The organism is Xylophilus sp. ASV27 (assembly GCF_016428875.1).
In the GTDB taxonomy this organism is placed as follows: domain Bacteria; phylum Pseudomonadota; class Gammaproteobacteria; order Burkholderiales; family Burkholderiaceae_C; genus Xylophilus.
In genome coordinates this window covers 1-2,561 of the sequence record NZ_JAELTO010000207.1, presented here as the reverse complement: position 1 = coordinate 2,561, position 2,561 = coordinate 1, and the positions used below count along the sequence as shown (strand labels likewise).

Below are 2,561 nucleotides of genomic sequence, written 5' to 3'. Positions count from 1 at the left end.
TCGCGCTTGCGCGTTCGCTTGGTCGTCAAATTCAGGCACAGGTCGGCTTGTTTCATCGCGTCGATTGTCCTCGCGCACTTGCACTGATCAGCACATCGCGGCGCGATTTACGCAGACATTCCTTAGCGGCCGGTTTATTGGTAATGCGCATCAGAGCAGTTACATTGCATATCCAAAGTAACTGATCGTCGCTTGGGCATGCCGCCTTGGCGCACAAGCGAACATGCTCAATTCATGGATCAAACCAGGGGTGGCAGCAGTACTGGCGGCACTCCTGTGCGGCCCGGCAATGGCCCAGGTAGTCGTCCCGGCCAACAGTAGCCTGGATGTGCCCGCAGGCGGCATGGACCTGGGCTGTACGCCGCTGCAGGTGCTGGGCACGGTCAACATCACTACCGGCCTGCTCAGCGGCGTGGGAGATTTGGGCATCAACCCCGGCGGCACCGTCAATGGCGGCCAGGGCACCATCACCGTGGGCGGCGACTGGAGCGACACCGGCCAGTTCAACGCCGGTACCGGCTCGGTGGTGTTCACCGACGCCTGCTCCGCCGGCGATACGCAGTTCACCGGCACGACCGTGTTCAACAACCTCACACTTTCCAGCACGACGGGCCGCACCTTCGTGATCCCGGCCGGCGCGCTGCTGACGGTCAACGGCACGCTGACGCTGCAGGGCGCGCCGGGCCAGCCGCTGAACCTGGTGTCTTCCAGCGGGCAGACAGCGGTCATCGCCCTGGGCCCGAACGCGCAGGTGGTGCGCAGCAACGTCTCGCAAGCCGCCAACGTACAGATCGGGGCCGCCGCGCAGGGCGTGGCCGGCATTCCAACGCTGGACCGCCTGGGCCTGGCGCTGCTGACGCTGCTGCTCGCGGCGGCTGCCCTCTGGCAGGGCCAGGCGGGCCGGACCTTCCGCAAGAGCACCCTGATCGACTGAGGAACCGCACATGAACAATGCATTGCTCCAGCGCACCCGGATCGCAGCCCTGCTGGGCACGGTCCTGGCCCTGCAGGTGCCCGCCGTGCTGGCGGCCGACATCTCGGCGACCGTGCCTGCCGGCGGCGGCTTCGTGGTCAAGGACTCCACCGGCGCCAACACCCGCCTGCGCGTACAGGACGACGGCACGGTGGCACTGCCCGCCCTGGGCGCCGCAACGCCCCAGGGCAGCGTGGCCTGCTTCGACAGCGCGACCGGGCAGATGGGGCCTTGTGCCGCTGGCGTGGCCGTGGGCGCTACCGGATCCACCGGCCCAACTGGGCCTACAGGCGCCACGGGCGCGGCCGGGGCCACTGGCATCCAGGGGGCTCAAGGCATCCAGGGACCCGCCGGCCCCACGGGCATCACTGGCGCTATAGGGCCGTCAGGTCCGCAGGGCTCTGTCGGCATCCAGGGCGAAACCGGTCCCACGGGCCCCACGGGCCCCACCGGCGCACAGGGCACAACGGGCGCGACGGGCGTAACGGGCGCTGGCTATTCCAACGGTACCGCGGCGGGCCAGATCTACCTGACGGGCAACTCTCCTTTCGCCCCCCAGAGCCCACAAACGGTGACTGGTGACGTCAGCGTCAGCAATACCGCTGTGATCACCCTGAAAAACGGCACCGTCACCCCCGCCAAGATATCGGCCACCGGTACCGCCAGCGCCACCACCTACCTGCGTGGCGATGGCACATGGTCTGGTCATTTCATGGCGCCAGGTGGCGCATTGGCAAACGGGGCCACGATTCCGGCGAGTGCTTCCGGAGCCTTCTATACCGCCGCGGATGGCAGCACCCTGAACCTGCCAAGTGCCAGTGCCGCCGGCCAGTACTTCGTCATCCTGACCACCAATCCCAGCGGGCAGGGACTGACGTTGAACCGCTCGGGCACCGACACCATTTTCGACAACACCGGCTTTTCCGGAGGCGCCGGAACCAGTATTAGCGGCCTGCTCAAGTACACCTGCGTGAGTGATGGCAGTGGCCACTGGTATATCTACTGACAGCCGGTAGCGAGACGCCAGGCCCTGCCGCCTTTCGTGCCGGCTCCGAGATGCCGGAACGAACCGCCTCATGAGACATCCCACCCTTTGCCTCAACATGATCGTGCGCGACGAGGCGGCGGTGATCGAGCGCTGCCTGGCCTCGGTACGCCCTTACATCGACCGCTGGGTCATCGTCGACACCGGCTCGGTGGACGACACGCCGCAACGCATCGAAACCGCGCTGGCCGGCCTGCCAGGCCAACTGCACCACCGGCCCTGGCGCAATTTTGGCCACAACCGCACCGAGGCACTGCAGTTGGCGCAGCCCCAGGCGGACTATCTGCTGTTCATCGACGCCGACGAAACCCTGGGCACGGCACCCGGCGCGGCCTGGCCCGGCCTGCGCGAACCCGCCTATTCGCTGGAAGCCCGCTACGGAGCACTCAGCTATGACCGGGTCAGCCTGGTGTCCGCCGCGCTGCCCTGGCGCTGGGAAGGCGTGCTGCACGAGTACCTGAACGCCGGGCAGCCGGTGGCGCAGCCGCGCGTGCCGGGCTTCTGGATCGACGTCACGCCCGAGGGCGCGCGCTCGCGGGACCC

General features: G+C 67.6%; 4 protein-coding genes. All 4 read left to right on the top strand.

Annotated features, from left to right (window positions below):
* On the top strand, positions 1-185 hold a 185-nt coding region (locus tag JHD63_RS24265; RefSeq protein WP_233168539.1), incomplete at its 5' end, for a hypothetical protein.
* Between the two features lie 65 nt (positions 186-250).
* Positions 251-934, top strand: coding sequence for an IPTL-CTERM sorting domain-containing protein (locus JHD63_RS22265; RefSeq protein ID WP_370590614.1), 684 nt, complete (start codon positions 251-253; stop codon positions 932-934).
* A 10-nt stretch (positions 935-944) separates the two neighbouring features.
* Positions 945-1,979, top strand: coding sequence for a hypothetical protein (locus JHD63_RS24825; RefSeq protein ID WP_198972962.1), 1,035 nt, complete (start codon positions 945-947; stop codon positions 1,977-1,979).
* A 70-nt stretch (positions 1,980-2,049) separates the two neighbouring features.
* Positions 2,050-2,561: glycosyltransferase (locus JHD63_RS22255; protein ID WP_198972961.1), on the top strand; the 512-nt coding region annotated here is incomplete at its 3' end.

What these genes read in the sequence shown, in the direction of transcription:
- JHD63_RS24825 (WP_198972962.1), top strand. Translation starts at nt 945, where the DNA reads ATGAACAATGCATTGCTCCAGCGCACCCGGATCGCAGCCCTGCTGGGC.